Source organism: Rhodoflexus sp. (assembly GCF_053489755.1).
Genome location: NZ_JBRCHD010000033.1, coordinates 1 through 5,636, shown reverse-complemented (window position 1 = coordinate 5,636; position 5,636 = coordinate 1). Strand labels below are relative to the sequence as shown.

3 protein-coding genes are annotated in these 5,636 nt (G+C 47.7%); 1 reads left to right on the top strand and 2 read right to left on the bottom strand.

Features of this window, described 5'->3' with window-relative positions; translation table 11 throughout:
• Window positions 1–552: 552 nt before the first annotated feature.
• Together pnp and rpsO are read right to left on the bottom strand one after the other, a co-directional pair.
• Window positions 553–2,757 (bottom strand): polyribonucleotide nucleotidyltransferase, encoded by a 2,205-nt coding sequence (gene pnp / locus ACWIP2_RS07290; protein ID WP_448519256.1) that lies wholly within the window; start codon window positions 2,755–2,757, stop codon window positions 553–555.
• Between the two features lie 269 nt (window positions 2,758–3,026).
• Window positions 3,027–3,302 (bottom strand): 30S ribosomal protein S15, encoded by a 276-nt coding sequence (gene rpsO, locus ACWIP2_RS07285; RefSeq protein ID WP_448519255.1) that lies wholly within the window; start codon window positions 3,300–3,302, stop codon window positions 3,027–3,029.
• Between the two features lie 163 nt (window positions 3,303–3,465).
• Here rpsO and asnB point away from each other — a divergent pair, with 163 nt between their 5' ends.
• The gene (gene asnB / locus ACWIP2_RS07280) at window positions 3,466–5,379 is read left to right on the top strand and encodes an asparagine synthase (glutamine-hydrolyzing) (RefSeq protein ID WP_448519254.1); all 1,914 of its coding nucleotides are present in this window, start codon (window positions 3,466–3,468) and stop codon (window positions 5,377–5,379) included.
• Window positions 5,380–5,636 lie beyond the last annotated feature (257 nt).

Sequence of the window (5,636 nt, the reverse complement as noted above, 5' to 3'; positions counted from 1 at the left end):
TAGTCGTCTTAAAAGGCGCTAAACTTTTGGCTTTTTTTTCAAGTAATTATACACCGTTACGTGACTTATCTTGAATATCCTGCCTGTAGCACGATAGCTATTGCGTTCTTCATAGGTACGTGCCACAGCCTCTCTATCTATGGCTTTTTTCCGATAAAGCACCCGATAAACTTTACAATCTTTGCAATAATAAGTGGGGGTTGCCACTCTTATTTTTGCCATTCAAAACCAAATTACTACTTCCACATTTACTGCAAGTATGAGCGGTTGTTATCATCTTTTGTAACTATTTAGGATGGTAAAGATGTTTTTATTTTTTCTTTTGCAGAGATACATAGAATCAGTTAATTTTTAACACTACCTACTAATTAACACGAGTTATTTGAGAATAACTTGATAATCAGTTACTTAAGAATCAAGAGAGGAAAAAGTAAGGATTAGCAAAAATGGCTAACTATAGCACTTTTCAAAGACTTAATCGCATAATTCGCGTGAAAATAAAAATCCCACCGGGTTTTGCCCGGCGGGATGATATTTTTCCGGCAGATAGGTTTAGCGCTTATCGAATTTTTTGTTGTCAGATCGTCTGCTGCGATCGCCGCTGCCTCTGTTTTCGCGATCGCCATTGCTTACATAGCCTTCGGGCTTGGGCAATAACGACTTGCGCGATAGGCGATACTTACCTGTTTTCTTGTCAATTTCGGTGAGTTGTACCTGAATCTCTTCGCCGATTTCCAGTACGCCGTCCATTGATTCCAGACGCTCCCACTTGATCTCGGAAATGTGCAACAGTCCATCTCTGCCTTTCATAAATTCTACGAAAGCACCGAAGGGCTGGATAGAGCGCACAATGCCGTTGTAAACTTCACCTACTTCGGGCAGTGCCACAATTGCCTTTACATCGCTAAGTGCGGTATCCAAAGACTCTTTGTTGGCAGAAAATATCGTAACAATACCTTCATTACCTACCTCTTCGATGTTGATCGTTGCACCAGATTTGCGCTGCATTTCCTGAATGATTTTACCACCCGGTCCGATCACTGCACCGATCATATCGCCCGGTATGCGGATAGACACACAACGCGGCGCATGAGGCTTCAGATCTTCGCGAGGTTGGGAAATAGCTTTTGCCATTTCGTCTAAGATGTGCAAGCGACCTCTTTTTGCCTGCTCTAAGGCTTGTGCAAGCACTTCGTAAGATAAACCATCTACCTTAATGTCCATTTGGCAAGCGGTAATCCCTTTGCGGGTGCCTGCAACTTTAAAGTCCATGTCGCCCAAGTGATCTTCGTCGCCGAGGATGTCTGAGAGAATGGCATATTTACCTGTCTTGCTATCTGAAATCAGCCCCATTGCAATACCGGAAACAGGTGCTTTGAGTTTGATACCGGCATCCATGAGTGCGAGTGTACCTGCGCAAACAGTTGCCATAGACGAAGAGCCGTTTGATTCTAAAATATCGGATACAATACGGATCGTGTACGGATTTTCTTCTTCAGGAGGCATTACTTTTTTAATGGCGCGGCTTGCCAGATTGCCGTGTCCTATCTCGCGGCGGCCGGGGCCTCTGTTGGGCTTTACCTCACCGGTAGAGAAGGCAGGAAAGTTGTAGTGCAAGATGAATTTGCTCATACCGCCAACCATAGCGCCGTCTATGATTTGCTCGTCTAACTTAGTGCCTAGTGTGATGGTGGTCAGCGATTGAGTTTCGCCACGAGTGAACAGCGCCGAGCCATGCGGCGAGGGGAGGAAGTCCACCTCACAGGCAATCGGACGGATCTCATCTAATTTTCTGCCATCCAGGCGGACGTTGTACTCCAGTACCAGATTGCGGGCTGCCAGCCATTTGATGTTTTCTAAATAGCGCACTGCCATTTTTTTATCAACGGTAGAGTCTTCAGGCAAGCTATTGAGATATTCTTCTTTAATTGCTTTGAAGGCTGCGTTGCGTTCTTGCTTGGGGGCAGGTGTACGCGCTACGTTTAGGTAGGCTTCGTAATAACGCTCGAACAGTTCTTTTTCCAGTTCAGGATCGGTTTTCACGTGGCTGTAGCTGCGCTTTTGGGTTTTACCAACCATTTCAGTCAGTTCGCGCTGTGCCTGCACCTGAATTTTGATAGCTTCGTGTGCTACTTTCAGCGCGCCCAGCAGGTCTTCTTCCGAACACTCGTTTGCTTCTCCTTCTACCATCACGATATTGTCGAAAGAAGCTGCTACAATCAGATCCAGATCCGCATCTTTCAACAAGTCTGCCTTTGGATTGACGATGTATTCGCCCTGATATTTGATCACGCGAACTTCGGAAATAGGTCCGTTGAACGGAATATCGGAAACAGAAAGCGCTGCCGAAGCTGCCAACGCTGCATAGCTGTCAGGCATCACCTCCGGATCGCCTGAAACCAAAATCACATTGATCTGGGTTTCTGCCAGATAATCTTCAGGAAACATCGGGCGAATGGCTCTGTCCACCAATCGTGAGATAAGTACTTCATAATCAGACAATTTGCTTTCGCGACGCTGGAAACTGCCCGGAATTTTTCCCATAGCTGCAAACTTTTCCTGATAATCTACCGAAAGAGGAAAAAAATCTTGGTCTTCCTTAGCTTCCGGTACGGATACTACAGTTGCCAGCAACATCATGCTGCCTGCGCGTACTAACACTGCGCCATCTGCCTGACGTGCCAGTTTACCTGTTTCAATGGTGATTTGCCTGCCGTCAGGCATGACAATCGTTTTTGTAACTGCGTTGAATTGCATTGTTTGAATTAAGTAAATTTTTTACACGATACAGTCTGCTTGCTGATGTTCCGCGGGGAATCGTGGGTCGGTGGGAACAGAAGAAGGTCTCAGCTCATTGAAAGACCGTACTGCGCTTAACCGCTTGGTTACCTTGTCGGATTGGCCGCTTTGAAATCCGGGGCAACATCATCTACAGAAGGTTTTAGCAAGCTAATTTGCCAAATTCCTTAGAAACAAAATTAAATAAAAAGAAAGGGAACTTGTAAGCAAGCTCCCTTTTTTGTTGGTTATTTTCTGATACCCAACTCTGCAATAATTGCACGGTAGCGCATAATGTCAGTGCGCTGTAGATAGTTCAGTAGGCTACGACGCTTACCTACAAGTTTAAGCAGCCCCAGACGGCTTGCGTTGTCTTTCTTGTGTACTTTCAGGTGCTCGGTCAAGTGATTGATGCGATGTGTGAACAAGGCAATTTGAGATTCAGGAGAACCTGTGTCTTTTGCAGACTTTGCAAAGCCGTGTTTTGCGAAAATTTCTTCTTTTAATTCTTTGTCCAGATACATGAGTTTGGATTTTTTTACGATCGGCAACCAGCTTTTACCTTTCGTTGAAAGCCTGTTGCCAATCAATGTTGAAAATAGGCTGCAAATATAGACAAAAGCCTGTAAAAAGACAATCGGGGCGGAAATTCCTGTGTGGATGCCACCTATTTTGTACCTTGCGCCTATGTGTGGAATTACTGGAATTTATGCGTTTAACGAAGTCGGGCGATTCAGCATGATTAACTTGCTGGCTGCCAATAATGCGCAGACGCATCGCGGCCCAGATGCGGGGCTGCTTTTTGACCACAACCGCTGTGGGCTGGGGCACAGGCGACTGGCGGTCATAGACCTCAGCAGCAATGCCAATCAGCCCATGACTGATGCCACAGGGCGTTACACCATCGTTTTCAATGGCGAAATTTACAACTTTCGCCAACTGCGTGCCGAACTGGAAGGGCGCGGCGTTGCGTTCAACACCCAATCCGATACAGAGGTGCTGCTGCAATGGCTCATCGCACACGGGGCAGAAGGGCTGCAAGGCCTGCACGGTTTTTTTGCCTTTGCACTCTACGATGCGGAAGAAGAAAGCCTCTTGCTCGCCCGCGACCGCATGGGCATCAAGCCGCTGGTTTGGTATCAAGACGAGGACAAACTGCTGTTCGCTTCGGAAATCAACGCGCTGCTGGAGTTCTGCATTCCGCGACGGATAGACAGGGCTTCCATTGCGCAATATTTCCAACTGCACTACATTCCAGCGCCTTATACCGCGCTGCAAAATGTCTATAAACTACTGCCCGGACACTACATGCGCCTGAAAGGACGCAATCGGGAAATCTGCCAATGGTATGCGCTGCCCGAACGGCGCGGCGCTTACACAGGTACTTACGAAGCCGCCTGCAAGGAGCTTTTCCAACTAATGGAGCAGTCTGTTGCCGAGCGCATGGTGGCAGATGTGCCGCTGGGTACTTTCCTGAGCGGAGGCATTGATTCTTCGGTAGTTACGGGGCTGGCAAAGCAACTCAAAAGCGATTTGCAGACTTTCTCTATCGGTTATGCCGATGAGCCTTTTTTTGATGAAACGCATTACGCCGAAACCGTAGCAAAACATTTCGGCACGCAACACCATACTTTCAAGTTGCGCAATGATGATTTATTTGGCGCGGTTGAAAATATTTTACCGCTCATGGGCGAACCTTTCGCCGATTCTTCGGCGATTCCCTATTACATTTTGAGCCAAAAAACGCGCAAACAGGTAACGGTTGCGCTTTCGGGAGATGGGGCGGATGAACTTTTTGCGGGCTACCAGAAATACCGCGCCGAGTGGCTGATCCGCAACAATAGTTGGCAGCCGCAATTAGCTAAGTTGCTGTCGCCGCTGCTGCAAAATTTGCCGCAATCGCGCAACAGTGCGTGGGCAAACCGCTTCCGTCGCCTGCAACGGCTGGCAGATGCCGCCCGCCTCAGTCCACAGGAGCGCTATTGGTTTCTGACGACTTTCATGCCTGAGCAAACAATATTAAACATGTTGCAAATTATTGATAGCGAAGAAGTTACAGCCGAAATTGCACGCCGCAAGGCAGAGTTGCAGCAGCCCGTCAAAGGCAGCGACCTGAGCGAAATATTGTTTGCCGATACGCAGTTGGTGCTGCCCAACGACATGCTCCACAAAGCAGACAGCATGAGCATGGCACACGCGCTGGAAGTCCGCGTACCGTTCATGGATCATCGGGTGGCGGAGTTTGCGTTCAGCCTCCCTGCGGAATATAAAATCAACGCTCAACTCAACAAACGCATTATGCAGGATGCCTTCCGCTCGTTTTTGCCTGCCGCACTCTACAACCGTCCGAAAAAAGGCTTTGAAGTGCCGCTGCTGACAGGTTTTCGCACCGAATGGCGCAATCTGCTGGAAAACAAGCTATTAGCCGATGATTTCATCCGCGAACAGGGCGTTTTCAACCCTGACTACATCCGCAACCTGAAAAAATCACTCTTTGAAGGCAATTCCATTGAGCAAAATCACGTGTGGGCAGTGATGGTATTCCAAAGTTGGTGGCAGCGACTGGGGATGAGCCTTGCCACGCCTGATGAGGAGAGTTAACTTCCGATCGCACACGCGGATTTAGGCAGATCAGGTCGCCGTTGCGGGAGTCTGACTCTGCGGGTCTGACTAGAAGCTATCTCAAAACTCAATTTGGCGTATTAATGTTAGAGGAAGAGAACTTGATATGATTATCTATGGATCTAACAGATATGCAGTGGGAGGGCGTATCGGTTGTCTTTTAGCAACCTTATGCGGGAACTGGTCGTCCGCGTAGACGATGCGTAACCAGATACGAATATCATTTAGACAATTTT